This is a genomic window from Streptomyces sp. NPDC024698 (assembly GCF_055559015.1).
In genome coordinates, this window is sequence record NZ_JBVHLK010000005.1 from 386,599 (window position 1) to 412,497 (window position 25,899).

Sequence of the window (25,899 nt, forward strand, 5' to 3'; positions counted from 1 at the left end):
CCCGTGATCGGGAACCCTGAAAACCCGGATTTTCCCGGCTTTCCGGCAGCTTGCATGATCACGGAGAGTAGATGGGCAGAAAATCGCCCTTGTGATCGATCACACACGGATCACTCGGGTGGGTGACCCGAAAATTCCGCGCAAAGCGAACAAGGCCGCGTGTCCGCGACATGGTCTCAGATCGGAAGGGTGACGCGCATCACGAGTCCACCCCCCTCCCGGGGCTGAGCGACGATGTGGCCCCCGTGCGCGCGGGCCACGGACCGGACGATCGACAGGCCGAGGCCCACGCCCTTGTCACTGCCCGTGCGCTCCGTACGCAGCCGCCGGAAGGGTTCGAAAAGATTGTCGACCTCGTACGCGGGAACGACCGGCCCCGTGTTCGACACCTCCAGGACCGCCCGGCCGTGCTCCGTGTCGGTCGTGACCTCGACCCAGCCGTCCTGCGGCACGTTGTACCGCACGGCGTTCTGGACGAGGTTCAGGGCGATCCGCTCCAGAAGTACACCGTTGCCCTGGACAACCACCGGAGCGCGGTGTCCGCGGATCTCCACACCCTTGACCTCGGCCTCGGCGTGCACCTGGTCGACGGCCTGGGTGGCGACCTCGGCGAGGTCCACGGGCTTGCGCTCGATGATCTGGTTGTCGCTGCGGGCGAGCAGCAGCAGGCCCTCGACGAGCTGCTCACTGCGCTCGTTCGTGGCGAGCAGCGTCTTGCCGAGCTGTTGCATCTCCGTCGGCACACCCGGTCCCGAGAGATGCACCTCCAGGAGCGTGCGGTTGATCGCGAGCGGGGTGCGCAGTTCGTGCGAGGCGTTCCCGACGAACCGCTGCTGGGCGGTGAAGGCCCGTTGCAGCCGCTCCAGCATGTCGTCGAAGGTGTCCGCGAGCTCCTTCAGCTCGTCGTCCGGGCCGTCGAGCTCGATGCGCCGGGACAGGTCCGAGCCGGCCACCGCGCGCGCGGTGCGGGTGATGTGCCCGAGCGGCGACAGGACACGGCCGGCCATCGCGTAACCGAAGGCGAAGGCGATGACCGCGAGGCCGAGCAGGGCGAGCAGGGAGCGGCTGAGCAGGTCGTCCAGGGCGTGCTGGCGCTGCCGGTTCACGCAGTCGGCCATCGCGCGGTTGAGCTCGTCCGCCGAGGGCTTCGCCGGGAGGTTGCAGAGGTTGCTGCCGACCTTCCCGGAAATGATCTGGAAGGGGAGTTCGCTGCCGACGTTCAGCGCCTGGGCCGCGAGCAGGTAGATGATCGACAGCAGCATGATGCCGGCGATCAGGAACATGCCGCCGTACAGCAGCGTCAGCCGTATGCGGATCGTGGGGCGGAGCCAGGGGAAGGGCGGCTCGGCCCTTCTCGGGTCCCAGGTCGGCTTCGGAGGCGCCGCGGGCGGCGCGGGGGTCGTGGCCACGGTGGATCAGATCCTGTACCCGGAACCGGGCACGGTGACGATCACGGCGGGCTCGCCGAGCTTGCGCCGCAGCGTCATCACGGTCACGCGCACGACGTTGGTGAACGGGTCCGTGTTCTCGTCCCAGGCCTTCTCCAGGAGCTGTTCCGCGGAGACCACGGCGCCCTCGCTGCGCAGCAGCACCTCCAGGACGGCGAACTCCTTGGGCGCGAGCTGGACCTCCTTGCCGTCGCGGAAGACCTCGCGCCGGTTGGGGTCGAGCTTGATCCCGGCACGCTCCAGGACGGGCGGCAGCGGCACGCTCGTACGACGTCCGAGGGCCCGCACGCGCGCGGTCAGCTCGCTGAACGCGAACGGCTTGGGGAGGTAGTCGTCGGCACCGATCTCCAGGCCCTCGACACGGTCGCTGACGTCACCGGAGGCGGTCAGCATCAGCACGCGCGTGGGCATGCCGAGCTCGACGATCTTCCGGCAGACGTCGTCGCCGTGCACGAGCGGGAGGTCGCGGTCGAGGACGACCACGTCGTAGTCGTTGACGCCGATGCGCTCCAGAGCGGCCGCGCCGTCGTACACGACGTCGACGGCCATGGCCTCCCGGCGCAGTCCGGTGGCCACCGCATCGGCGAGCAGCTGCTCGTCCTCGACGACGAGTACGCGCACGTCGCTTGTCCTTCCTCTGTCCACCGGCGGGCACGTCTGAGCGCACCACGCGGGCAGGTCCGTCACGGATGAGAGCTCCATCCTGCCCGTTTCGGTCATAAACCGGCTGTAAGGCGGGGGCCGCGCCAGGGAAGCGCCTCCGGGGGACCGGGAATGCGCGATTTTCTCGTCGGGTTGAGGTTTCCACGGAAGAGCGCGCGGGGAGGACGGCTTTACACCCCGCGATCACGCTCTGCATGTGGCAAGCCACATTGTGGTACGTCCAACGCTTCCGCGGAGCGGGCGTGGGTGTCCGGCACCGTCGCCGCCCAGCCCGGGCAGCGCTGGGCAGGCACCCCATTCGGAGACGTGATCGCCCCTTTTCCATCGGCACACCCCCGTGCCACCCGACCCACGACCCAGGACGAGGGGGCGCAGCATGGACGCATTCACCACAGGACTTCTGCAGCGCATAAGGACGACCGAGTCCGACCTGACGCGGGCTCGCGAAACAGGCGACGACTTCCTCACGGAGATCGAGCAGGCCGAGCTGGACGACCTGCACCGCCTCGCCGCTGAGCACGGTGTGCAGGTCGGCGCCACACGCGTCTGATCGGCACGTACGAGAGCGGGGCCCCGGTATCGATCCAGTACCGGGGCCCCGCTCCGTTCTCCGCCGTTTCTCCGGTGCCGGCCGGGACTCCACCCGCGGCCGTTCCCCGTCACGGCCGTCAGTCGTGCCAGGCCCCGAAGTCCTCCAGAAGCCGCTGGAGGGGCTCGAAGACACCAGGGGAGGCCGCCACAGCCAGCTCGCCCGTGGGGCGCTCTCCTGGGCGTCCACCGGTCACCGCGCCCGCTTCCCGGGCGATCAGGTCCCCCGCCGCGAGGTCCCACGGTTGCAGACCGCGTTCGTAGTAGCCGTCGAGGCGGCCGGCCGCGACGTCGCACAGGTCGATCGCCGCCGATCCGGAGCGGCGGATGTCACGCACCAGCGGGATCAGCCGCTGGACCACGTCGGCCTGATGGATCTTGACCTCGGTCACGTAGTTGAAGCCGGTCGCGACGAGGGCCTGGTCGAGCGGCGGGGACGGGCGGCAGGCCAGCCGGCGTTCGCCGACCCACGCGCCGGAGGCCCGGGCGCCCCGGCCGCGGACCGCGTGGTAGGTCTCACCGCGCATCGGTGCGGCCACGACGCCGACGACGGTCTCGCCGTCCTGCTGGGCCGCGATGGACACGGCCCAGGTCGGTAGCCCGTACAGGTAGTTGACGGTGCCGTCGAGCGGGTCGACGATCCAGCGGACACCGCTGGTGCCCTCGGTCGCCGCGCCCTCCTCCCCGAGGAGGCCGTCGCCGGGGCGGTGCTCGGCGATCAGCGAGGTGATCAGTTTCTCGGCGGCGATGTCCATCTCGGTGACGACGTCGATCGGGCTGGACTTGGTCGCGGCGACCGCGAGGTCGGCCGGACGGCCGTCGCGCAGCAGCTCGCCCGCGCGTCGGGCGGCCTCGTGCGCGAGCTGGAGGAGTTCGGTGTACAGGGGCTCGGTCACGTGACTCCTCATGCGAAGGGGCTGTCGGCGCCCGCGGCGGCGGGCTTGGGCGCGCGGGCGGGGCAGCAGCCCACCGGGCACAGGTCGTGACTCGCGCCGAGCGTGCCCAGGGCACACCGTGTCACCTGCCGGCCGCTCTCGGCCGCGGCGCGCTCCAGCACCAGGTCACGGACCGCCGCGGCGAACCGGGGATCGGAGCCCACCGTGGCCGAACGGCGGACCGGAAGGCCCAGTTCGAGCGCCTTCGCCCGCGCCTCGGTGTCCAGGTCGTACAGGACCTCCATGTGGTCGGAGACGAACCCGATCGGCACCATCACCGCGGCCGCCGCCCCGGCCGCGTGCAGCTCCTGGAGGTGGTCGCAGATGTCGGGCTCCAGCCACGGGATGTGCGGCGCCCCGGAGCGGGACTGGTACACGAGCCGCCACGGGCGGTCGGTGCCGGTCTCCTCGCGCACCGCGTCCGCGATCAGCCGGGCCACGTCCAGATGCTGCCGGACGTAGGCGCCGCCGTCGCCGTGTCCCTCCACCGGGCCCGAGGTGTCCGCCGCGGCGACCGGGATCGAATGGGTGGTGAACACCAGATGGGCGCCCGCCCGGACGTCCTCGGGCAGCTCGGCGAGCGACGCGAGGACACTCTCGGTCATCGGCTCCACGAACCCGGGGTGGTTGAAGTAGTGCCGCAGCTTGTCGACCCTCGGCGGCTCCAGTCCCTCCCCCTCCAGGACGGCCAGGGCTCCCGCGAGGTCCTCGCGGTACTGCCGGCAGCCCGAGTACGAGGCGTACGCGCTGGTGGCCAGCACCAGGATCCGGCGCCGCCCGTCGGCGGCCATCTCGCGCAGCGTGTCGGTCAGGTACGGCGCCCAGTTGCGGTTGCCCCAGTAGACCGGCAGGTCCAGGCCGTGCCCGGCGAAGTCCTTGCGCAGCGCGTCGAGCAGCGCCCGGTTCTGTTCGTTGATCGGGCTGATCCCGTCGAACAGGAAGTAGTGCTGCCCGACCTCCTTGAGCCGTTCCTTGGGGATACCTCTGCCCCTCGTCACGTTCTCCAGGAACGGGACCACGTCGTCCGGGCCCTCCGGACCGCCGAACGAGAGCAGGAGCAGGGCGTCGTAGGGGCTGGCATCGAGCACTTCTGGCATGGGTCCGATCCTGCCACTCACCGCCGACGGGCGAGAACCGGCGGGGTGACGAGCGGACACGGGGGCTGTATTAGGGTTACCTAACCCGTAAGCTGTATCGGCCAGCTTCACGCCTTACAGAAGTTCGGCCGCCCGCGGTGGACGGGAGGGGCCGAGCCGAGCCGACGGAGACCTCGTGCCCAGCCCGTACCGCGCCCTGTTCGCCGCCCCCGGCTCCAAGAGCTTCTCCGCCGCGGGCCTGCTCGGCCGGATGCCGCTGTCCATGATGGGCATCGGTATCGTCACGATGATCTCCCAGCTCAGCGGGCGCTACGGCCTCGCGGGCGCCCTGTCGGCGACGATCGCGCTGGCGGCCGCGCTGATGGGGCCGCAGGTCTCCCGACTGGTGGACCGGCACGGCCAGCGCCGCGTCCTGCGTCCGGTGACGCTCTTCGCGCTCGCGGCGTCCGGGGGCCTGCTGGCCGCCGCCCACTTCGGGTGGCCCGACTGGGTCCTGTTCGTGTGCGCGGCCGGCATCGGCTGCGTCCCGAGCGTCGGCGCGATGATCCGGGCCCGCTGGGCGGCCCTCTACGGAGGCACCCCGCAACTGCACACCGCGTACTCCCTGGAGTCCGTGGTGGACGAGATCTGCTTCATCTTCGGGCCCATCATCTCCATCGGCCTGTGCACGGTGTGGTTCCCCGAGGCCGGACCGCTGCTCGCCGCCTGCTTCCTCGCGGCCGGCGTCTTCTGGCTGACCTCCCAGCGCGCCACCGAGCCGCAGCCGCATCCGCGCGGAGAGCACGGCGGCGGCTCGGCGCTCCGCTCGACCGGACTCCAGGTCCTCGTGGCCACGTTCGTGGCGGTCGGGACGATCTTCGGAGCCGTCGACGTGGTCACCGTCGCCTTCGCCGACGAGCAGGGCCACAAGGGCGCCGCGAGCATCGTCCTGGCCCTCTATGCGGCGGGCTCCTGCCTCGCCGGGGCCGTCTTCGGACTGCTGCACTTCAAGGGGGCCGCGGAGGCCAGGTGGCTGCTGGGCATATGCGCGATGGCCGTGAGTATGATCCCCCTCCTACTGGTCGGAAACTTGCCGTTCCTGGCCGTGGCGCTGTTCCTTGCGGGCCTGTCCATCGCTCCCACGATGATCACGACGATGTCCCTCATCGAGCAGCACGTACCTCGCGCGAAACTGACCGAAGGCATGACCTGGGTGAGCACAGGACTCGCCGTCGGGGTCGCGCTCGGTTCCTCCGTGGCCGGCTGGGTGATCGACTCCGCCGGAGCGGAAGCCGGGTACGGGGTTCCGGCGGTGTCCGGGGCCGTCGCGGTCGCGGTCGGTTTCCTCGGGTACCGCCGGCTCAGCAGGCCGGTTCTTCAGCGGGGAGGGTCGCATGAGCACCACAGTGAGCGAGAAGAACGGCACGTGGCGTAACTGGGCGGGCAACGTCACCGCCCTTCCCGTACGGGAGGTCACCCCTGCCTCGGTGGACGAGCTGTCCGCCGCCGTACGCAAGGCCGCCGAGGACGGTCTGACGGTGAAGGCCGTCGGCACCGGGCACTCCTTCACGGCCGCCGCCGCCACCGACGGCGTATTGATCCGCCCTCAACTGTTGACCGGGATCCGCAAGATCGACCGGACGACCATGACGGTCACGGTCGAGGCGGGCACCCCGCTCAAGAGGCTCAACATGGCCCTCGCGCGCGAGGGTCTGTCGCTCACCAACATGGGCGACATCATGGAGCAGACGGTCTCGGGGGCGACCAGCACGGGGACGCACGGCACCGGCCGCGACTCCGCCTCGATCGCCGCCCAGATCACGGGCCTTGAACTGGTGACGGCGGACGGCTCGGTGCTGACCTGCTCCGCGACCGAGAACCCGGAGATCTTCGCGGCGGCCCGCATAGGCATCGGCGCCCTGGGGATCATCACCGCGATCACCTTCGCCGTGGAGCCCGTCTTCCTGCTCTCGGCCCGCGAGGAGCCGATGACCTTCGACAAGGTCACCGCCGACTTCGAGGAGCTCTTCACCGAGAACGAGCACTTCGAGTTCTACTGGTTCCCGCACACCGGCAACTGCAACACCAAGCGCAACAACCGCAGCGCGGGTCCCGAGAACCCGGTCGGTCCCGTCCGCGGCTGGATCGAGGACGAGTTCCTCTCCAACGGCGCCTTCCAGGTGGCCAACCTGATCGGCCGGGCCGTTCCCTCGGCGATCCCCTCGATCGCCGGATTCTCCAGCCGCGCGCTGTCCGCGCGGACCTACACCGACATCCCGTACAAGGTCTTCACCTCGCCGCGTCGCGTGCGGTTCGTGGAGATGGAGTACGCCGTGCCGCGCGAGGCCCTCGTCGAGACGCTGCGCGAACTGAAGGCGATGGTGGACGCCTCCTCCCTGCGGGTGAGTTTCCCCGTGGAGGTGCGGACCGCGCCCGCCGACGACATCACCCTCTCGACGGCGTCGGGCCGGGACAGCGCGTACATCGCGGTCCACATGTTCAGAGGCACCCCCTACCAGGCGTACTTCACCGCCGCCGAGCGGATCTTCACCGCGCACGAGGGGCGGCCGCACTGGGGCAAGGTGCACACGCGCGACGCGGAGTACTTCTCCAAGGCCTACCCGCGCTTCGGCGAGTTCACCGCGCTGCGGGACCGGCTCGATCCGGACCGGCGCTTTGGGAACGACTACTTGCGGAGGGTTCTGGGGTCGTAGCGGTCGCGCTCGGATCGGGAGCCGGGGTGCCGTCCCCGGCTCCGGAACCGGGCGACGCGCTGTCGCTCGGGGTCGGCGCGACGGTCGTACCACCGCCGGTGCCCGCGTCGCCCGAACCGGCACCGCCGGTGGACGGCGCCGGCCGCTCGGGAGAGGCCGGTGACGAGGACGGCGAGGAACCGGTCGACGGCGTCGTGGCGGGTTCACGCTTCGCCGAGCCGGACGTGTGGCCCTTGAAGGCGTCGCCGACCGTCGTGCTCGTGCCGCCGCCGCTGAAGCTCTGCCCCGAGACCGCTTCGTACGTGGTGATTCCGGCCATCGTGACGCCGAAGACCAGAGCGGTCGCGACCAACGGCCGCTTCCAGCTCCTGACCCGCGCGCGGTAGACGGTTCCCTCACCGAACTCGCCCGGGGGTCCGGGTGTCCGCAGGGGCTTCGGCCTCGCCGGAACCGCCGCGTCGCGGAACTGTTCGCCCGTACGGCGGAAGAAGTGCTGGAACAGCGTTCCCCCGCAGGTGGCGACGACACTGACCAGCCCGGCGCCCAGGATCGTCCCGTAGACACCGAAGTACGACGCCATCTTCGCCGCGACCACCGCGGCGACCGCGCTCCCCGCCACCTGGGGGACGCTCAGGTCCAGCCGCCTCTTCCTCGGTTCTCCGTCGGCCCCCGGCTGTTCGCCGCCGACATCCGGCTTCTCACGCATTCCCGGACCTTGCCTGCCTTTCCCGTACTTGATCGATCTACCGCACGAGAAAGGGACGTACAGGCGAAACGATAAGTTCCGTTTCTGCCGATTCCGTGAAGTGCGCCACGTCCGGCGGGCGGCGGAGAGGCGCCCGGATCGGCCAACTAGCACCCCCCGCTAGAAGTTGAGCGGCGTGCCGATCCACGCAAGTGGCCCGAATGGAGTACTGTTGCGAGCCCTGGGTCCGGACTCTCGCCAGGGTGTCCGGGGCCTTGCAGGACCGCCGGGAGGGGGCTCGTTGCACAGGGTGATGGAGTTCGTCACTTAGCGTTGCGAACAGGTAACCGTGCCATAACGGCGACCCCGGGCCCGCGCCCGACACGCCGGGCAACTCGGCAAGGTTGTGGCAGGCTGCACCCGGGCAGGCCACACTCGACTAGCGGAAGCAGCGACGCACGTGACGTCGGCAGGCACCACCCGGGAGGTCCCCATGCCCGAACTGCGTGTCGTGGCCGTCTCTAACGACGGCACACGGCTGGTGCTGAAGGCTGCGGACAGTACGGAATACACGCTTCCGATTGACGAGCGGCTCCGCGCCGCCGTACGCGGCGACCGTCCCCGCCTCGGCCAGATCGAGATCGAGGTGGAGAGCCATCTCCGCCCCCGTGACATCCAGGCGCGTATACGCGCCGGTGCCTCCGCGGAGGAAGTCGCCCAGCTCGCCGGCATTCCCGTCGATCGTGTACGCCGCTTCGAGGGACCCGTCCTGGCCGAGCGCGCGTTCATGGCCGAGCGCGCCAGGAAGACTCCCGTCCGCCGCCCCGGAGAGAACGCAGGCCCCCAGCTCGGTGAGGCCGTCCAGGAGCGGCTGCTGATCCGGGGTGCCGAGAAGGACACCGTCCAGTGGGACTCCTGGCGCCGCGACGACGGCACCTGGGAGGTTCTGCTGGTCTACCGCGTCGCGGGCGAACCGCACGCCGCGAGCTGGACCTACGACCCGCCCCGGCGGCTCGTCCAGGCCGTCGACGAAGAGGCGCGCTCGCTGATCGGCGAGTCCGACGACCTCGCGGCGCCCGAGCCGAGCTTCCCGTTCGTGCCGCGGATCGCCAGGCTGCCCCGCGACCGGCCGCTGGACCGCGCCCTGGACCGGCAGACGGAGCGGCCGAGCCTGCCCCCGGCCCCCTCGGAGACCGCCGAGGAGGCCGAGGACCGGGACTCGCTGACCAGTCTGCTGGAGGCGGTGCCCAGCTTCCGGGGCGACATGGTGGTGCCCGAGCGGCCCGTCCCCGCCGAACGGCCCGTCGCCGAGGAGCCCGACACCGAGTCCGAGGAGGAGGAGCCGCCGGCTCCCGCAGCCTCGGCGGGTGCCGGTTCCGCGTACGCCGACGTGCTCATGCCCCGCTCGGTGGGCAGCCATCGCGACCGCCTCGTCGGCGCGACCGACCGCCAGGCCGAGGCCGACGGCGTCCGTCCCGGCCGCAGGGCGGCGGTCCCGAGCTGGGACGAGATCGTCTTCGGCACGCGCCGCAAGAAGCAGGACTAGCAGAGGCAGCAGGAACGGCCGGAACAGCCGGATCCACGGCGGAGGGGCCCACACCGGATCGGTGCGGGCCCCTCCGCCGTGCACGGGGTCACCATGACCGGCCCCCTGATGTCACCACGGCCGCTGTCACCACGGCCGGTCCCCCGCCGTCACCACGGCCGGCTCGGCGAGTGTCATCCCCCGGTCGGCGTCACCACGGCCGACATCGCGGGCGTCACTGCGGGTCGGGGCCCACCGCGACGGGCCGGTCTCCGTCCTGGGACCACTCCGACCACGAACCCACGTACAGCGCGGCGGGAACGCCCGCCACGGCGAGGGCCAGTACCTCGTGCGCGCCCGAGACCCCGGAGCCGCAGTAGACGCCGACCTCGGACGCCGGTGTCACGCCGAAGGACTTGAAGCGGTCGGCGAGTTCGGCCGCCGGCAGGAACCGCCCGTCCTCCGCGACGTTCGCGGCGGTCGGCGCCGACACGGCACCCGGGATGTGACCGCCGACCGGATCGATGGGTTCCACCTCGCCCCGGTACCGCTCCCCCGCGCGGGCGTCCAGCAGCACCCCGGTGCGGGCGAGCGCGGCCGCGGCGTCCGCGTCCAGCAGCGGACGGGCGCCGGGCGCCGGTACGAACGTTCCGGGCTCCGGCGAGGGAAGGTCCGAGGACACCGGTCCGCTCCAGGCGGCGAACCCGCCGTCAAGCACGCGTACCGACGGATGACCCGAATAGCCCAGCAGCCACCAGGCGCGCGCGGCGGCCCAGCCCTGCCCGCCGTCGTAGACGACGACGTCGCGGTTCTCGGACACGCCCGCGGCCCGCATCGCCGCGCCGAAGACCTCGGGGTCGGGAAGCGGGTGCCGGCCCTCCGCACCGGCCGGACCAGCGAGTTCGGAATCCAGATCGACGAAGACGGCACCGGGGATGTGCGCCTTCTCGTACTCGGAGCGCAGGCGGGGACCGCCCAACTGCCAGCGGACGTCGAGGAGGACCGGCGGGTTCGGCCCGGCCAGGTCACTGGCGAGTTCGGGTGCCGTGATGGTGGCGTTCATGACCCCATCCTTGCGCACGGGGTGGCCGGTTCGTCCATGTCCGGCTACTCTGCTCCGCCGGGCAGGTCCGATCACCCGGCGTACGGGATCGGGCACATGCTGTACAACTGATGGCCACCACACGGCAGCCGTTCCACGACGGACGAGCGACGGCGGATCAGGCGTCCTCCGTCCGCGCGCCGCCCGACGGCGCCGACGGAGGGACACACGCATGACCGCCGGTGGTGCGGGCATCGGCACGGGGCGCGCACGCACGCGACCGACCACGCGTGTTCGCAGGCGGAAGGTGACCGGCCACCGCGAGGGGCCGAGAAGAGAGTGACGATGACCGAGGCACGGGGATCAGCCGGCCCGAACGGCACCACGCACGCTCGGCACACGCCCGGGACACCCTGCTGGGTGAGCCTGATGGCGCACGAGACGGCCGCGATCCAGGACTTCTACGGAGGGCTGTTCGGCTGGGAGTTCCAGCCCGGCCCTCCGCGGCTCGGCCCGTACGCGCGGGCGCTGCTGGACGGCCAGGAGGTGGCCGGGATCGGCCAGTTGCCGCCCGACCAGCACCTGCCGATCGCCTGGACGCCCTACTTCGCCTCGGCGGACGTGGACCAGAGCGCCGAGACGGTACGCCACAGCGGCGGAACCGTGGGCGTGGGCCCGCTGGACGCGGGCGAGGCCGGCCGGCTGGCGCTCGCCTCCGACCCGACGGGCGCCGTCTTCGGCATCTGGCAGGGGCTCGGGCATCTCGGCGCGGAGATCACCGGCGTGCCGGGCACCCCGGTGTGGAACGAGCTCGTGACACGGGACACCGAGAGCGTCGTCAAGTTCTACCAGGGGGTCTTCGGCTACGAACTGGAAGCCTCCGGCCCGGCCGACTTCGACTACGTGACCCTGCACATCGACGGCCGGCCGGTGGCAGGTGTCCACGGCGTCGGGAACGACCTGCCCCGCGACCGGGGCCCGCACTGGCTGACGTACTTCGAGGCCGCCGACCTGGACGACACCGTCCGTCTGGCCGGGGAACTCGGCGGGCACCTCCTGCGGGCGGCCCACGACTCCCCGCACGGCCGCGTGGCGACCGTCGCGGATCCGGAGGGCGCGGTCTTCTCGCTGATCCACGCCGTCACCTGACCCGGGGGCCTCCAGAGACGGCTGTCCTGAAGCTGCCCGGAAGGGGACCGTGCGCCGTGCTCCGTGAGGGCCGGCGCTCCAGCGAAGGGGTCGTGCCCCGGAATCAGGCCTCCGGGACGGGCCTCAGACCGGGGCGATCGGCAGGACGTCCGGGGACAGGGCGCTCGCGCGGGCCGTGGCGGCCGTCATACGGCGCCGGTGGTGCCGACGGCACAGGACCTCGTAGCCGATGGACTCGTGCTGGTCGACGTCGCCGACGACGACCTGGGCACCCTCGACGACCATCTCGCCGCCCACCGTACGGGCGTTGTGGGTGGCGCGGGCGCCGCACCAGCACAGCGCCTCGACCTGGAGGACCTCCACCCGGTCGGCCAGCTCGACGAGGCGCTGGGAGCCGGGGAACAGCTTGGACCGGAAGTCTGTGGTGATCCCGAAGGCGAAGACGTCGATGTCCAGGTCGTCCACCACGCGGGCCAGTTGGTCGATCTGGGGCGGGGCCAGGAACTGCGCCTCGTCCGCGATCACATAGTCCGCGCGGCCGCCCTTCGAGAGGTGGTCGACCAGATAGGCGTACAGGTCCTGGTCGTCCGCCACCTCGACCGCGTCGGTGACCAGGCCCAGGCGCGAGGAGAGCTTGCCCTCGCCGGCCCGGTCGTCCCGCGTGAAGATCATGCCCTGTAGACCCCGCGCCGAGCGGTTGTGCTCGATCTGGAGAGCCAGCGTGGACTTCCCGCAGTCCATCGTTCCGGAGAAGAACACCAGCTCGGGCATGGGGAGTTGAGCACCTTTCGGCAACGGGGAAGAAGGGAACGTCAGGAGCGTACTTGGAGGAGGGGCACCAGCTGCTCGGCCGGGGTCATCGAGCCGTGGTTGCCGACCATGAGCGACTCCTTCGGCTCCCGCTCGGACGCGGTGATCAGGACGTCGTCCCGGGCGGCGGCGATGACGTCACCCAGCCGGCCGTAGACCCGCTCGTCGACCCGCGGGCCGAACCAGCCCGCCGCGATCGCCTCGTCACGGGAGGCGACCCAGAACTGCTCGCCGAGGACCTCGCGCCAGCAGGTCAGCACGTCCGCCTCGGCGCCCGGGACCGCGTACACATGGCGGGCGCGGCCCTCGCCGCCCAGCAGGGCGACCCCGGCGCGCAGCTCCCAGTCCTCGTCGAAGTCGATGCGGTGCTGCTCGTCGAACGGGATGTCGATCATGCCGTGGTCGGCGGTGACGTACAGCGCCGTGCGCGGCGGCAGCTGCTCCGCGAGGCGCTGGACCAGCCGGTCGACGTACATGAGCTGACCGCGCCAGGGGTCGGAGTCGACACCGAAGCGGTGGCCCTTGCCGTCCACCTCCGCGTAGTACGTGTAGACCAGGGAGCGGTCGCCGGCGGCCAGTTGCTCGGCGGCGAAGTCCATGCGCTCCTCGCCGGACAGCCTGCCGTGGAAGGTCCCGCCGCTGAGCGCGATCTTCGTCAGCGGGGTGTTCTGGAAGGTCGGCGAGGAGACCTGCGCGGTGTGCACGCCGTCAGCGTCGGCCAGCTGGAAGATCGTGGGGTGGGGCTGCCAGGCGCGCGGCTCGGTCCACGGGTTCCAGCGGAGCTGGTTCATCAGCTCGCCGGTGGCGGGGTTGCGCACGGTGTAGCCGGGCAGGCCGTGGGCGCCCGGGGGCAGGCCGGTGCCCACGGAGGCGAGGGAGGTCGCGGTGGTGGCCGGGTATCCGGCGGTGATCGGTCGTCCGGTGCCGCCGCGCGAGGACGCCAGGAGCGAGGTCATGAAGGGGGCCTCGTCCGGGTGGGCCCGGAGCTGCTCCCAGCCGAGACCGTCGATCAGGAACACGCAGTTCCGGTCGGCCGCGGTCAGTTCGGGTATGACGGCGGTCGCGCCCGGCACGGACATGCCGGCGGCGAGGGTGGGCAGCAGGTCGGCCAGCGATCCGGCACCGTACTCGGGGACGGGCGCGGAGCCGATGGCGAGCGGTTCCGGGTGGTCCCAGGTGGACAGGGCCATCAGCGGGCGACGTCCGCGGTCGCTTCGGAGAGGGACTGCGCGAAGGCGAGGGCCTGGCGGACCGTCTCCGGGCCGTCCCCGGCCTCGCTGACCCGCAGGCTCAGGTCGTCGGCCGTCGAGTTGCCGGTGTAGCCGTGATCGGCGTCGCAGTTGGGGTCACCGCAGGCGGCGGGCTCCAGGTCGATGCGCGAGACGGCACCCCAGCCGATGGTCAGGACCACTTCGCGGGGCAGCGTGCCGGGCGTGTACGACTCGGGGTTCGCGACGACGCGGCTGACGACGACCGAGGAGATCCGGCCGAGCTTGACCGACTCCGTCGAGGTCGTGGCGTAGGGCGTCGGGGAGGTGGTGTCCGCGTTCTGCTCGTCGGTGTGGCTCACGATGAAACGGTTGCCGGTGAGGACCAGCACGGTGACGTGCCGCCTGACCTCGTTCGCGTCGAACGTCGTCTCCTGGTGGACCAGGTACGACCGGATGGTGTCGCCGCCGATCGCGGCCTCCACCGCCTCGGCCACGAGGGCCGGGTAGTAGCCGCTGCGCTCGATCGCCGCTCGCAGCCCCTGGGTCGTCGTACTGGTCTTGGCCATGCCGTCCATCCTACGGGGGCCCACTGACTGCGAGGCACCGCTCGCGTGGGTCTGTCGTGGACGGATCAGATCGAACCGCGCGGGGAGCCTGATGCGGTGCGGGCGCGGCAGAGGTCCGGGCGGGGTCCGCGGGCGGGACGCCTGGCGGTGAGCGGGCCGGTCCGCGGCGGGACGCCGGGCGACGAGCAGGCGGGGTGCGGCCGGTACGCCGGACGGGAGGAGCGAGCCGGCGGGCGGCCGGGACACAAGGGGGAGGAGCAGCCGGGCCGCGGCACCTCGGGGGGCCGTGACGCCCCGCCCGGCTCAGACGACGGGCAGCGTCCGGGGGCCGAGGTCGTCCCGGAGCGGCGCGTGGGCCAGCCGTACGGTGGCGCCGAGCACGCTCACGCCGGTCGAGGCGACCACGACCGGCTCCAGCGAGACCGCGACGACCTCGGGGTGGTCGTCGACCAGCCGGGAGACGCGCAGCATGAGCTCCTCCAGGGCCACCGTGTCGACCGGCGCGGAGCCCCGCCACCCGAACAGGAGCGGCGCCGTCCTGATCGACCGGACCAGGGAGGCCGCGTCCCGGTCGGTGACGGGGACCAGCCGGTGCGCGGTGTCCCCGAGCAGTTCGGAGGCGGCTCCGGCGAGTCCGAAGGAGAGCACCGCCCCGGCGGCCGGGTCGATCACCGCGCGGACGACCGTGTCGACACCGCGCGGCGCCATCGCCTGCACGACCGGGCGCAGCACCGTCGGCGGCCCGAACAGCTCGGTCAGCTCCGCGTACGCCCGGCGCAGCTGTTCCTCGTCCGTCACGTCCAGGCGTACGCCGCCGAGGTCGGCGCGGTGCCTCAGGTGCGGGGCGGTGGTCTTCAGGGCGACGGGGTATCCGATGGTCCGCGCGGCCTCCACGGCGTCGTCCGGCGTGGGGGCGGGCAGGGCCCGGTGCACGTCGATGCCGTAGCGCCCGAGCAGTTCCGCCGTACGGTCGCCGCTCAGGGTCAGGCCCTCCCCGCGCGCGAGGAGGTCGTCGATCAGCCGGGCCGCTCCCTTCTCGTCGATGTCCTCGTACTCGGGGACCTTGCCGGGCTCGCCGGCGTCCAGGCGCCACTGGGCGTATTTGACGGCTTCGGCGAGGGCGCGGACGGCGCGTTCGGCGGCGGGGTAGGCGGGGATGAGCCGGGTGTCGGGCGCGGGTTCGGGGCGCTCCGCCGCGGGCGAGCGGTCCGCGGGGTGGAACCGGGCGCCGGGCGCCGCCCCCGGTGACGTCGCGGGGGCCGGCGGGGCGGTGCTCACGGCGGCGGACAGGGCCTCGGCGAGTCCGCCCAGCTCGACGTGCACCACGAGGACGGGCTTGGCGGGAGCCGCCAGGGCGGAGGATCGGAGCGCCTCGGCGAGTGCCGCGTCGGCGGTCGAGGTCTCCCCCACCGCCGGGATGGCCGTCACGACGACGGCGTCGCAGCCGTCGTCGGCGAGTGCCGCCGACAGGGCCCGGTGGAAGTCCTCCGCGGAGGCGGCCGTGGTCAGGTCCCGCGGCGGCAGCGGCCTCAGTCCTTCGGCGAGACACGCGTCGTAGGTGAGCAGCCCCAGCGACTCGGAGTTCCCGAGGATCGCCACGCGCGGTCCCCGGGGAAGCGGCTGGCGGGCCAGCAGCAGGCCCGCGTCGACGAGTTCGGTGATCGTGTCCACGCGGATCACCCCGGCCTGGCGCAGCAGCGCGGAGACGGTGGCGTGCGGCAGCCGGGTGGCCCGTACGGCGTGTCCCTGGGGGGCCGCCCCGCCGTGCCGCGCTCCCTGGACGACGACCAGCGGCTTGGCCGCCGCCGTCCGGCGCGCGAGGCGGGTGAACTTGCGCGGGTTGCCGATGGATTCGAGGTACATCAGGGCGACGTCGGTGTCCGGGTCGTCGTACCAGTACTGGAGTACGTCGTTGCCGGAGACGTCCGCCCGGTTCCCGGAGGAGACGAAGGTCGACACGCCGGTGACGCCCGTGACGCCGCCGCCGCGCCGGTGCAGCCGGGAGAGCAGGGCGATGCCGATGGCACCGGACTGCGCGAACAGGCCTATGCGTCCGGGTCGGGGCATCTCGGGGGCGAGCGAGGCGTTCAGGCTGACGTCGGGCGCCGTGTTGATGACGCCGAAGGCGTTGGGTCCGATGATGCGCATGCCGTACGTGCGCGCGTGCCGGACGAGTTCACGCTGGCGCTCGCGTCCTTCGCGGCCGCTCTCCGCGTAGCCGGCGGAGACCACCACCAGTCCCTGCACGCCGTGTTCGCCGCATTCCGTCACGACCTCGGGGACGCGTTCGGCGGGCACGGCGACGACGGCGAGGTCCACGGGTTCGGCGATGTCCCTGATGGAGCGGTGGGCCGGGACGCCGTCGAGTTCCTTGTCCTGGAGTGCCGTGTTCACGGCGTACAGGCGCCCGGTGAAGCCCGCCGACCTGAGGTTGTCCAGGACGCTGCGGCCGACCCCGCCGGGGGTACGCCCGGCGCCGATGACGGCGACCGAGCCCGGGGCGAGCAGCCGCTGAACGGAGCGGGCCTCGGCGCGCTGTTCCCGTGCGCGCTGCACGGCGAGGGACCGGTCGGTGGGTTCGAGGTCGAACTCCAGGCGGACGACGCCGTCCTCGAAGCTGCGCTTCTGGGTGTATCCGGCGTCGGTGAACACCTTGATCATCTTGTTGTTGGCGGGCAGCACCTCGGCGGCGAAGCGGCGGATGTCACGCTCGCGCGCCACGGCCGCGATGTGTTCGAGCAGCGCGGAGGCGACGCCCCGGCCCTGGTGGGCGTCCTGGACGAGGAAGGCGACCTCGGCCTCGTCGGCGGGCGCCGAGGCGGGCATTCCGTCCGCGTTGATCCGGTCGTACCGCACGGTGGCGATGAACTCTCCGCCGACCGTGGCCGCGAGGCCCACCCGGTCCACGAAGTCGTGGTGGGTGAAGCGGCGGACGTCCTTGGCGGACAGCCGGGGATAGGGCGCGAAGAAGCGGTAGTACTTCGACTCCTCGGACACCCGCTCGTAGAAGCTGACCAGACGCTCGGCGTCGTCGACGGTGATGGGCCTGACGCGCGCGGTGCCGCCGTCGCGCAGCACCACGTCGGCCTCCCAGTGGGCTGGGTACTCGTGCCGGTCCGACGAGGTCTGCATGGGCCCCAGAGTACGGCTCGCGTACGACAACGGCGCGAGGCAGTCTGAGGGTGACGGGCGCCCGGGCGGGCCTGTGCGTGTCGGCGAGGTCCCGGCCTCCCGGCGGCGCCCGGCACGCTCCGGAACCGACCCGCCCGGCACGCCTCGGAACCGGCACCGCGGCGGGTTGGGACCCGGGACCGTCCGGGCATGCCTCACGATATGGAACACTGGTCTAGACAACCCTGAACCCCCGAAGGGCAGCATCACATGGCTGAGCGCCGCGTCAACGTCGGCTGGACGGAGGGCCTCCACGCCCGCCCCGCCTCCATCTTCGTCCGGGCCACCACGGCCTCCGGTATCCCCGTGACGATCGCCAAGGCCGACGGCGCCCCCGTCAACGCGGCCTCCATGCTCGCGGTCCTCGGGCTCGGCGCCCAGGGCGGCGAGGAGATCGTCCTCGCGTCGGACTCCGAGGGCGCGGACACCGCCCTCGACCGTCTGGCGAAGCTGGTCGCCGAGGGGCTCGACGAGCTCCCCGAGACCGTCTGAGCCGCCCGACGGGCAGCAGGACACACGGCTGGGCCGCGCTCCCTTCACCGGGTGGCGCGGCTCAGCCGTTTTCCGTACCCCGCGCGGAAATCATCCGGGAACCCCGCACGGCCCTCGCGCCGCTGCCGCCGTAATGGCGTGCACGATAATTCCGGACACATGAATAAAAGGGCATCAGAAATGAGCCCCCACGGAATATCCCTCTTTGTATACGGCGCCCGTGTTAATGACGCAGGCCCGTCACGTTTACGGGATGTTGCGAACTCCTCACACGGTCCGGCCGTTCGGCGCCGGGAAACCGGAGCCGGTGCGCGGCCGTGGCGCGCTCGGTGTGCAGGGCCGTGATCGCGCGGGCCCGCTCGCTGTCGCCGCGGGCCACCGCGTCCACGATGCCGCCGTGCTCCGCCCAGGACTCCGCGGGGTCGGCCGGCGCGTCCACCGAGTACATCCAGGCGATCTTGTGGCGCAGCTGGGCGAGCGTGGACGTCAGCGCGGAACTGCCGGAGGCCTGCGCGAGCGTCTCGTGGAACCAGCCGCCCAGTGAGCGCAGATCCTCGCTGTTGCCCCGCCTGGAACGCTCCTGCCCCAGCCTGACCAGGCCGCGCAGCACCTTGAGGTGGGCCTCCGTACGCCGCTGGGCCGCCCTCGCGGCACCCAGCGGCTCCAGCAGCATGCGCATCTCCAGGAGGTCCGCGGCCTCCAGCTCGGTGGGCTCCGCGACACAGGCCCCCGCGTGCCGGCGGGTGACCACGAAGCCCTCGGCCTCCAGGGTGCGCAGCGCCTCGCGCACGGGGACGCGCGAGACGCCGTAGCGCCGCGCCAGCAGTTCCTCGGTGAGGCGGCCGCCGCGCTCGTAGACACCCGCGACGATGTCGTCACGGATCGCCGTGCACACCGAGTGCGCCGGAATACGCATGACGGACCTCCGCTTTAATCCCCGTGAAACGCCGTCGATTGACGCTTCTTCAGTGACTCTATTGCAGGAGGCGTGAATTTCCGATGGCATGCCTGAACCCATGGATATTTTTTGGACAGACGGCATCCGGAAACGACGATGCCCCGGCTCGGTGAACCGGGGCATCGAAAGCGGTGAAGAAGCCGCGAAGCGGTCGTCAGACGTTGACGCCGTGCGAGCGCAGGTAGGCGACGGGGTCCATGTCCGAGCCGTACTCGGCGGTCGTACGGGCCTCGAAGTGGAGGTGCGGTCCCGTGGTGTTGCCGGTGTCCCCGGAGAGACCGATCTGCTGGCCCGGGGTGACCGCCTGCCCCACGGACACGCCGATGGACGACAGGTGGCCGTACATGGTGTACGTGCCGTCATGCATCTTGATCACGACTTGATTGCCGTAGGCGCCGCCCCAGCCGGCCGTGACGACCGTGCCGGAGCCGACGGCGTGGACCGAGGTGCCGGACGCGGCGTGGAAGTCGACCCCGGTGTGGCTGCCGGAGGACCAGAGGCTGCTGCTCGCCTTGTAGCCGGTGGAGACGTACGAACCGGTGATCGGCAGGACGAACGTGTTCAGGCGCTTGCGCTCGGCCTCGCGGGCGGCGCGCTCCTTCGCCTGGCGGAGCTGCGCGGCCTGGGCGGCGGCCTGCTTGCGTGCCGTCTGCTCGGCCTGCTTGCGCGCGGCGGCCTCGTCGGCGGCGCGCTGCTGTGCGAAGGCCTGGGCGTCGATCTGGTCGGCGACGGCGTCGTTCAGGGTGACGGTCTGGGTCAGCCCGGTCTGCTCGACGGAGGCCTCCGCGGCGAACGCGGGAGCGGCCAGGGTTCCGATCACACCGGTGGTGGTGAGCGCCGCGACCCCGACGGCGGTCGTGGTGGTGCTGTGCACCCGGCTGCTCGTACGACGATGCTTGCCGGTGCCACAGGTGAACGCCATGTAGGGGCTGATCCTTTCCTTCCCTCTCGCCTACCGGGTTAGCTGACGGGTTCGGAGCAGGAAGGTCTCCTACGGACCCCCTCAGGAGAGGGCGTCCGATTCACCCCAGGGACTGCGTATGGGTCCCCGGCTCCCCTGACTCGCGTCATGGAGGACTCGGCGATGACTGTCCGGTGCCGCGGGCGCGGCGCACTGCATGACGAACAGTCGCACCGACGCTAGACGGGGCCTCATTCGAACAACAAACGGATCACGATTTTTGTAACGCATGCCACAGGGCAGAAGGGGTAACCCCCGCACGAATACGGACATCTTGGGGGCTGCACCCGTAAACAGGAGGGCCCTGACGGCTCTTCAGCCGTCAGGGCCCTCCTGGGTCGCACGGGTTCTACTCGGCCGCCACCACGGTGACTTCACCGATCCCGAGGGCCCTGACCGGCTCCGCGATCTGCGCCGCGTCGCCCACCAGGACGGTCACCAGACGGTCCGTCGGGAAGGCGCTCACCGCCGCCGCGGTGGCCTCCACGGTGCCGGTGGCGGCCAGTTGACGGTAGAGCGTCGACTGGTAGTCGTCCGGCAGGTGCTGTTCGACCTGGTCCGCGAGCGTGCTCGCGACGGCCGCCGCCGTCTCGAACTTGAGGGGCGCGACGCCCACCAGGTTCTGCACGGCGACATCGCGCTCCGTGTCGGTCAGCCCCTCGGCCGCGAGCGTGCGCAGCACCTTCCACAGGTCGTCGAGCGCCGGACCGGTGTTGGGGGTGTCGACCGAGCCGCTGATGGCGAGCATCGCGGCGCCCGTGCCGTCCGGCGCGGAGCGCAGGACCTGCCCGAACGCCCGCACACCGTAGGTGTAGCCCTTCTCCTCGCGCAGGACGCGGTCCAGGCGCGAGGTGAGGGTGCCGCCGAGGCAGTAGGTGCCCAGGACCTGGGCGGGCCACACGCGGTCGTGCCGGTCGGAGCCGACCCGGCCGATGAGCAGCTGCGTCTGGACCGCGCCGGGGCGGTCGACGACGATCACGCGGCCGGTGTCGTCGGCGGTCACCGGCGGCACGGGAAGCGGCTCGGCGGACGAGCCGGTCCAGGAGCCGAGCGTGTCGGCGAGCAGCTCGTCGAGATCGATCCCGGTCAGGTCGCCCACGACGACGGCGGTGGCCGTCGCGGGGCGCACGTGCTTCTCGTAGAAGGCACGCACGGCCGACGAGTCGATGTTCCGGACGGTCTCCTCGCTGCCCTGGCGCGGGCGCGCCATGCGCGCGCTCGCCGGGAACAGCTCCTTGGAGAGCTCCTTGGCCGCACGACGGGCCGGATTCGCCGTTTCGTGCGGGATCTCGTCCAGGCGGTTGGTCACCAGTCGCTCGACCTCGCTGTCCGCGAACGCGGGGGCCCGCAGGGCGTCGGCGAGCAGGCCGAGGGCCTTGCCCAGGCGCGAGACGGGCACTTCGAGCGACAGGCGTACGCCGGGGTGGTCGGCGTGCGCGTCGAGTGTGGCGCCGCAGCGCTCCAGCTCGGCGGCGAAGTCCTCGGCCGAGTGCTTGTCGGTGCCCTCGGAGAAGGCGCGCGCCATGATCGTGGCGATGCCGTCCAGGCCAGCGGGCTCGGCGTCCAGCGGCGCGGCCAGGATCACCTCGACGGCGACGACCTGCTGTCCGGGGCGGTGGCAGCGCAGCACGGTCAGACCGTTGTCCAGGGTGCCACGCTCGGGAGCGGGGAACGCCCAGGGCTTGGGCTGTCCGGCCTGGGGGCGTGGGTGGAAGTCCATGGTGGCGAGCTGGGTCACTTCGCCGCCTCCTCGTCGGTCTCGTCGGCGGAGTCGGCCGCGTCGGCGGCCTCGGCGGTGGTCGGTTCGTAGACGAGCACCGCGCGGTTGTCGGGGCGCAGGCGGGCCTTGGCGGCCTCCCGGACCTCGTCCGCCGTGACGTCGAGGACGCGCTGTACGGCGGTCAGGGCGAGCTGCGGGTCACCGAACAGGACGGCGTAGCGGCACAGTTCGTCGGCGCGGCCCGCGACGGTGCCGAGTCGGTCGAGCCATTCGCGCTCCAACTGGGCCTGGGCGCGCTCCATCTCCCCGGCCGTGGGGCCCTCCTCGGCGAACCGGGCGAGCTCCTCGTCCACGGCGGCCTCGATGACCGGGACCTCGACGTCGCCGGACGTCTTCACGTCCAGCCAGCCCAGGGAGGGTGCTCCGGCGAGTCGCAGCAGGCCGAACCCGGCCGCGACGGCGGTGCGGTCACGGCGTACGAGCCGGTTGTAGAGCCGGGAGGACTCGCCGCCGCCGAGGACGGTGAGCGCCAGGTCGGCGGCGTCGCACGCGCGAGTGCCGTCCTCCGGGAGCCGGTAGGCGGCCATCAGCGCGCGGGCCGGGACGTCCTCCTCGACGACCTCGCGCAGCTGCTCGCCGACGATGTCGGGCAGCGAGCCGTCGCGCGGGGCGGGCTTGCCGTCGTGCCCGGGGATGGAGCCGAAGTACTTCTCGACCCAGACGAGCGTCTGCTCCGGGTCGATGTCACCGACGACCGACAGGACCGCGTTGTTGGGCGCGTAGTTGGTGCGGAAGAAGGCGCGGGCGTCCTCCAGGGTGGCCGCGTCCAGGTCCGCCATCGACCCGATCGGGGTGTGGTGGTACGGGTGGCCCTCGGGGTACGAGAGGGCGGTGAGCTTCTCGAAGGCGGTGCCGTACGGGACGTTGTCGTAACGCTGCCGGCGCTCGTTCTTCACGACGTCGCGCTGGTTCTCCATCGACTCGTCGTCCAGCGCCTCCAGCAGCGATCCCATGCGGTCGGCCTCCAGCCAGAGGGCGAGCTCCAGCTGGTGGGCGGGCATGGTCTCGAAGTAATTGGTGCGCTCGAAGCTCGTCGTGCCGTTGAGCGAGCCGCCGGCGCCCTGGACGAGTTCGAAGTGGCCGTTGCCGTGGACCTGCTTGGAGCCCTGGAACATCAGGTGCTCGAAAAGGTGGGCGAGACCGGTGCGGCCCTTGACCTCGTGGCGCGAGCCGACGTCGTACCAGAGGCACACCGCGGCGACCGGGGTCAGATGGTCCTCGGAGAGCACCACGCGCAGGCCGTTGGCCAGGCGGTGCTCGGTCGCTGTCAGGCCGCCGGAGCCTGCCTCAGCTGTGGCCGTGTGACCCATGGGCATGTACGTCCCTTCGATCGCGGAACTGCGTCAGTTCTGTCGGTCCTGCCACTGTATGCAAGCGCGCGGACGGGCGGCGCGGTTCCCGCACCTCGTACGCCGAGAGCGAGACTCACGCGTGTCCCCGGACCTCCCGGGGAAGCCTCCGGTGAAGCGGCCGCGACCGCGCTCGGGGCCGCCGGGCACCGGGCCCGGGAGCCACCCTGGAGCGGTCTCGGCGACGCCCGCGGAGCGTGCCGGCGGGGCGCTACGGACGGGTCGCGGTCGGCGTTGTCAGTGGGGCGGTCCACAATGGTGCGCGTCAGAACCCGTTCATGCCCCGGCAGAGACTGTGAAGGAGCCGCAGCAGCGATGGCCCGCCGCAGCACGAAGACCCCGCCGCCCGAAGACTCGTACGAGGAGAAGATCCTCGACATCGACGTCGTGGACGAGATGCAGGGCTCCTTCCTCGAATACGCGTACTCGGTCATCTACTCGCGAGCCCTGCCGGACGCCCGGGACGGCCTGAAGCCGGTCCACCGTCGCATCGTGTACCAGATGAACGAGATGGGCCTGCGTCCCGACCGCGGCTATGTGAAGTGTGCCCGTGTCGTCGGTGAGGTCATGGGCAAGCTGCACCCGCACGGCGACGCGTCGATCTACGACGCCCTGGTGCGTCTGGCGCAGCCCTTCTCCATGCGGCTGCCCCTGGTCGACGGCCACGGCAACTTCGGTTCGCTCGGCAACGACGACCCGCCGGCCGCGATGCGTTACACCGAGGCCCGGATGGCCGACGCGACGTCGCTGATGACCGAGTCGATCGACGAGGACACCGTCGACTTCACACCCAACTACGACGGCCAGGAGCGGGAGCCGGTGGCCCTCCCGGCCGCCTTCCCGAACCTGCTGGTCAACGGCTCGTCCGGGATCGCCGTCGGCATGGCCACGAACATGCCGCCGCACAACCTCAGTGAGGTCATCTCCGCCGCCCGGCACCTCATCCGCTACCCGGGCGCCGACCTCGAGACGCTGATGAAGCACGTCCCGGGCCCCGACCTGCCCACCGGCGGCCGGATCGTCGGCCTCTCCGGGATCAGGGACGCCTATGAGTCGGGCCGCGGCACCTTCAAGATCCGAGCAACGGTGTCGGTGGAGGACGTCACCGCGCGCCGCAAGGGCCTCGTCGTCACCGAGCTGCCCTTCACGGTGGGTCCGGAGAAGGTGATCGCCAAGATCAAGGACCTGGTGGGCTCGAAGAAGCTCCAGGGCATCGCCGACGTCAAGGACCTCACGGACCGCGCGCACGGTCTGCGTCTGGTCATCGAGGTCAAGAACGGCTTCGTGCCGGAGGCGGTCCTCGAACAGCTCTACAAACTGACGCCGATGGAGGAGTCCTTCGGCATCAACAACGTGGCGCTGGTGGACGGTCAGCCGCTCACCCTGGGCCTCAAGGAGCTGCTGGAGGTCTATCTCGACCACCGCTTCGACGTCGTGCGCCGCCGCAGCGAGTTCCGCCGCAGCAAGAAGCGCGACCGGCTGCACCTGGTCGAGGGTCTCCTCGTCGCCCTCCTGGACATCGACGAGGTCATCCGCCTCATCCGCTCCAGCGACAACTCGGCGCAGGCCAAGGAGCGGCTGATCGAGCACTTCTCGCTCTCCGAGATCCAGACCCAGTACATCCTGGACACACCGCTGCGCCGCCTCACCCGGTTCGACCGCATCGAGCTGGAGTCGGAGCGCGACCGTCTCAACGGCGAGATCGACGAGCTGACCGGCATCCTGGATTCGGACTCGGAGCTGCGCAAGCTGGTCTCCGGAGAACTGGCCGCGGTGGCCAAGAAGTTCGGCACCGAACGGCGCACGGTGCTCCTGGAGTCCGCGGGCACCCCCGCCGCGACCGTCTCGCTCCAGGTCGCCGACGCCCCGTGCCGCGTCCTGCTGTCCTCCACGGGCCTGCTGGCGCGTACGGCGACCGGTGAGCCCGTCGGACAGGACCCGGACGCCGGCCGCACCAAGCACGACGTGATCATCTCCGCGGTGTCCTCGACGGCACGCGGTGAGATCGGCGCGGTCACGTCCCTGGGCCGCCTCCTGCGCCTGAACGTGATCGACCTCCCGCAGCTGCCCGAGACGGCGTCGGCGCCCAACCTCTCCGGCGGCGCTCCGATCACGGAGTTCCTGTCCTCTCTGGAACCGAACGAGACGGTGGTCTGTCTGACGACGCTCGACGAGGCGTCGCCCGGTCTCGCGATCGGCACGGAGCAGGGTGTCGTGAAGCGTGTCGTGCCCGACTACCCCTCGAACAAAGAGGAGTTGGAGGTCATCACGCTCAAGGACGGCGACCGGATCGTCGGCGCCGTCGAGCTGGCCACCGGCGAGGAGGACCTGGTCTTCATCACGGACGACGCCCAGCTGCTGCGCTACCAAGCCGCTCAGGTACGCCCGCAGGGCCGTGCCGCGGGCGGCATGGCGGGCATCAAGTTGACGGACGGCGCGAAGGTGATCTCGTTCACCGCGGTCGACCCGGCGGTCGAGGCGGTGGTGTTCACGGTGGCGGGTTCGCGCGGGACTTTGGACGACTCCGTCCAGACCACGGCCAAGCTGACTCCCTTCGACCAGTATCCGCGCAAGGGCCGTGCCACGGGCGGTGTGCGCTGCCAGCGGTTCCTGAAGGGCGAGGACTGCCTGTCGCTGGCCTGGGCCGGTCCGACGCCGGGGCGCGCCGCGCAGAAGACCGGGATGCCCGTCGACCTGCCGGAGATCGACCCGCGCCGTGACGGCTCGGGCGTGTCGCTGGGCAAGCCGGTGTCGGTGGTGGCCGGCCCGGTGTAGC

At 71.5% G+C, this 25,899-nt stretch carries 21 protein-coding genes and 1 riboswitch; of the genes, 7 read left to right on the forward strand and 14 right to left on the reverse strand.

Annotated features, from left to right (window positions below; translation table 11 throughout):
- Positions 1-176 precede the first annotated feature (176 nt).
- Both ACZ4AA_RS15050 and ACZ4AA_RS15055 read right to left on the reverse strand, forming a co-directional pair.
- Complete coding sequence (locus tag ACZ4AA_RS15050; RefSeq protein ID WP_467601146.1) at positions 177-1,409, reverse strand: sensor histidine kinase; 1,233 nt, start codon at positions 1,407-1,409, stop codon at positions 177-179.
- Positions 1,410-1,415: 6 nt separating this feature from the next.
- The gene (locus ACZ4AA_RS15055) at positions 1,416-2,069 is read right to left on the reverse strand and encodes a response regulator transcription factor (protein WP_103549594.1); all 654 of its coding nucleotides are present in this window, start codon (positions 2,067-2,069) and stop codon (positions 1,416-1,418) included.
- A gap of 418 nt (positions 2,070-2,487) precedes the next feature.
- Between ACZ4AA_RS15055 and ACZ4AA_RS15060 the strand changes: the two genes are divergently transcribed.
- Positions 2,488-2,661 (forward strand): hypothetical protein, encoded by a 174-nt coding sequence (locus ACZ4AA_RS15060; protein WP_467601148.1) that lies wholly within the window; start codon positions 2,488-2,490, stop codon positions 2,659-2,661.
- A gap of 118 nt (positions 2,662-2,779) precedes the next feature.
- On the opposite strand, the gene ACZ4AA_RS15065 is transcribed toward ACZ4AA_RS15060, so the two are convergent.
- Positions 2,780-3,595: an inositol monophosphatase family protein gene (locus tag ACZ4AA_RS15065; RefSeq protein WP_467601150.1), complete on the reverse strand. Its 816-nt coding sequence runs from the start codon at positions 3,593-3,595 to the stop codon at positions 2,780-2,782.
- Positions 3,596-3,603: 8 nt separating this feature from the next.
- Complete coding sequence (locus ACZ4AA_RS15070) at positions 3,604-4,731, reverse strand: ferrochelatase (RefSeq protein WP_467601152.1); 1,128 nt, start codon at positions 4,729-4,731, stop codon at positions 3,604-3,606.
- 175 nt (positions 4,732-4,906) lie between these two features.
- Here ACZ4AA_RS15070 and ACZ4AA_RS15075 point away from each other — a divergent pair, with 175 nt between their 5' ends.
- Together ACZ4AA_RS15075 and ACZ4AA_RS15080 are read left to right on the forward strand one after the other, a co-directional pair.
- The gene (locus tag ACZ4AA_RS15075; RefSeq protein WP_467601153.1) at positions 4,907-6,145 is read left to right on the forward strand and encodes an MFS transporter; all 1,239 of its coding nucleotides are present in this window, start codon (positions 4,907-4,909) and stop codon (positions 6,143-6,145) included.
- Positions 6,105-7,424 carry a D-arabinono-1,4-lactone oxidase gene (locus ACZ4AA_RS15080; protein WP_467601155.1) on the forward strand — a complete coding sequence of 440 codons (1,320 nt, stop codon included), beginning with the start codon at positions 6,105-6,107 and terminating at the stop codon, positions 7,422-7,424. The genes ACZ4AA_RS15075 and ACZ4AA_RS15080 overlap by 41 nt, the downstream gene beginning before the upstream one ends.
- On the opposite strand, the gene ACZ4AA_RS15085 is transcribed toward ACZ4AA_RS15080, so the two are convergent.
- A complete protein-coding gene (locus ACZ4AA_RS15085) occupies positions 7,348-8,130 on the reverse strand; it encodes a hypothetical protein (RefSeq protein ID WP_467601157.1) in 783 nt (260 codons plus the stop codon). The genes ACZ4AA_RS15080 and ACZ4AA_RS15085 overlap by 77 nt on opposite strands.
- A 439-nt stretch (positions 8,131-8,569) precedes the next feature.
- Here ACZ4AA_RS15085 and sepH point away from each other — a divergent pair, with 439 nt between their 5' ends.
- Complete coding sequence (gene sepH, locus ACZ4AA_RS15090) at positions 8,570-9,655, forward strand: septation protein SepH (protein ID WP_467601159.1); 1,086 nt, start codon at positions 8,570-8,572, stop codon at positions 9,653-9,655.
- 214 nt (positions 9,656-9,869) lie between these two features.
- On the opposite strand, the gene ACZ4AA_RS15095 is transcribed toward sepH, so the two are convergent.
- Complete coding sequence (locus ACZ4AA_RS15095) at positions 9,870-10,697, reverse strand: sulfurtransferase (protein WP_467601161.1); 828 nt, start codon at positions 10,695-10,697, stop codon at positions 9,870-9,872.
- Between the two features lie 324 nt (positions 10,698-11,021).
- On the opposite strand from ACZ4AA_RS15095, the gene ACZ4AA_RS15100 reads away from it, so the two are divergent.
- On the forward strand, positions 11,022-11,825 hold the full coding sequence (locus tag ACZ4AA_RS15100) for a VOC family protein (protein ID WP_467601163.1): 804 nt from the start codon (positions 11,022-11,024) through the stop codon (positions 11,823-11,825).
- 123 nt (positions 11,826-11,948) lie between these two features.
- On the opposite strand, the gene ACZ4AA_RS15105 is transcribed toward ACZ4AA_RS15100, so the two are convergent.
- From ACZ4AA_RS15105 to ACZ4AA_RS15120, 4 genes are all read right to left on the reverse strand, one after another.
- Positions 11,949-12,596 carry a thymidine kinase gene (locus ACZ4AA_RS15105; RefSeq protein WP_467601165.1) on the reverse strand — a complete coding sequence of 216 codons (648 nt, stop codon included), beginning with the start codon at positions 12,594-12,596 and terminating at the stop codon, positions 11,949-11,951.
- A 41-nt stretch (positions 12,597-12,637) separates the two neighbouring features.
- The gene (locus tag ACZ4AA_RS15110) at positions 12,638-13,825 is read right to left on the reverse strand and encodes an alkaline phosphatase family protein (RefSeq protein WP_467601167.1); all 1,188 of its coding nucleotides are present in this window, start codon (positions 13,823-13,825) and stop codon (positions 12,638-12,640) included.
- On the reverse strand, positions 13,825-14,412 hold the full coding sequence (locus ACZ4AA_RS15115) for a DUF5998 family protein (RefSeq protein ID WP_467601170.1): 588 nt from the start codon (positions 14,410-14,412) through the stop codon (positions 13,825-13,827). Before ACZ4AA_RS15115 ends, ACZ4AA_RS15110 begins: the two co-directional genes overlap by 1 nt.
- Positions 14,413-14,715: 303 nt before the next feature.
- The gene (locus ACZ4AA_RS15120; RefSeq protein WP_467601172.1) at positions 14,716-17,544 is read right to left on the reverse strand and encodes a bifunctional acetate--CoA ligase family protein/GNAT family N-acetyltransferase; all 2,829 of its coding nucleotides are present in this window, start codon (positions 17,542-17,544) and stop codon (positions 14,716-14,718) included.
- A gap of 249 nt (positions 17,545-17,793) precedes the next feature.
- On the opposite strand from ACZ4AA_RS15120, the gene ACZ4AA_RS15125 reads away from it, so the two are divergent.
- A complete protein-coding gene (locus ACZ4AA_RS15125) occupies positions 17,794-18,075 on the forward strand; it encodes an HPr family phosphocarrier protein (protein WP_467601174.1) in 282 nt (93 codons plus the stop codon).
- Positions 18,076-18,298: 223 nt separating this feature from the next.
- Here the strand turns inward: ACZ4AA_RS15125 and ACZ4AA_RS15130 are convergent, their stop codons facing one another.
- The 4 genes from ACZ4AA_RS15130 to ACZ4AA_RS15145 all read right to left on the reverse strand — a co-directional run bounded on the left by ACZ4AA_RS15130 (position 18,299) and on the right by ACZ4AA_RS15145 (position 23,090).
- Complete coding sequence (locus ACZ4AA_RS15130; RefSeq protein WP_467601176.1) at positions 18,299-18,991, reverse strand: GntR family transcriptional regulator; 693 nt, start codon at positions 18,989-18,991, stop codon at positions 18,299-18,301.
- A gap of 196 nt (positions 18,992-19,187) precedes the next feature.
- Positions 19,188-19,955: a M23 family metallopeptidase gene (locus ACZ4AA_RS15135; RefSeq protein WP_467601178.1), complete on the reverse strand. Its 768-nt coding sequence runs from the start codon at positions 19,953-19,955 to the stop codon at positions 19,188-19,190.
- Between the two features lie 12 nt (positions 19,956-19,967).
- Positions 19,968-20,127, reverse strand: a riboswitch (cyclic di-AMP (ydaO/yuaA leader).
- 216 nt (positions 20,128-20,343) lie between these two features.
- The gene (locus ACZ4AA_RS15140; protein WP_467601180.1) at positions 20,344-21,732 is read right to left on the reverse strand and encodes a M16 family metallopeptidase; all 1,389 of its coding nucleotides are present in this window, start codon (positions 21,730-21,732) and stop codon (positions 20,344-20,346) included.
- Positions 21,729-23,090, reverse strand: coding sequence for a M16 family metallopeptidase (locus ACZ4AA_RS15145; protein ID WP_467601182.1), 1,362 nt, complete (start codon positions 23,088-23,090; stop codon positions 21,729-21,731). Before ACZ4AA_RS15145 ends, ACZ4AA_RS15140 begins: the two co-directional genes overlap by 4 nt.
- Before the next feature lie 348 nt (positions 23,091-23,438).
- Here ACZ4AA_RS15145 and ACZ4AA_RS15150 point away from each other — a divergent pair, with 348 nt between their 5' ends.
- Positions 23,439-25,898 carry a DNA gyrase/topoisomerase IV subunit A gene (locus ACZ4AA_RS15150; protein WP_467601184.1) on the forward strand — a complete coding sequence of 820 codons (2,460 nt, stop codon included), beginning with the start codon at positions 23,439-23,441 and terminating at the stop codon, positions 25,896-25,898.
- Position 25,899: the final 1 nt, after the last annotated feature.